We start from the raw sequence: 374 nt of genomic DNA, 5'->3' as shown, positions 1-374 counted from the left end.
CGTGCGTCGCGGCCGTTGGAGGCGGGCGAGGTCCGGGTGCAGGTGCGGGCCGCGGGCCTCAACTTCTACGACGTGGCGGTCGCCCTCGGCCTCGCTCCGTCCAACGAGGGCCTGGGCACCGAGGGCGCGGGCGTGATCGTGGAGACCGGGCCCGGCGTGACGCGATTCTCCGTCGGGGACCGGGTGTTCGGCGGCTTCGCGGCCGCGTTCGCCCCGCTGACCACCGCCGACGAGCGCACCCTGGCACCGATACCCGAGGGGCTTTCCTTCGGCGAGGCCGCGTCAGTCCCGACCGTCTTCCTGACGGCGTATTACGGGTTGCGGGATCTGGCCGGTCTCAAGTCCGGTGAACGCGTCCTGATCCACGCCGCGGC

Annotated in this window: 1 protein-coding gene; it reads left to right on the top strand. The window is 73.0% G+C overall.

All coding sequences use genetic code 11. The features are described 5' to 3' along the window. Positions 1 to 374: alcohol dehydrogenase catalytic domain-containing protein (locus RMT89_RS41550; protein ID WP_315888941.1), on the top strand; the 374-nt coding region annotated here is incomplete at both ends.

It is taken from the genome of Streptomyces sp. P17 (assembly GCF_032436805.1).
Lineage (GTDB): Bacteria > Actinomycetota > Actinomycetes > Streptomycetales > Streptomycetaceae > Streptomyces.
Note: the sequence above shows the minus strand (reverse complement) of the source record. Positions and strands in the feature narration are given on the sequence as shown.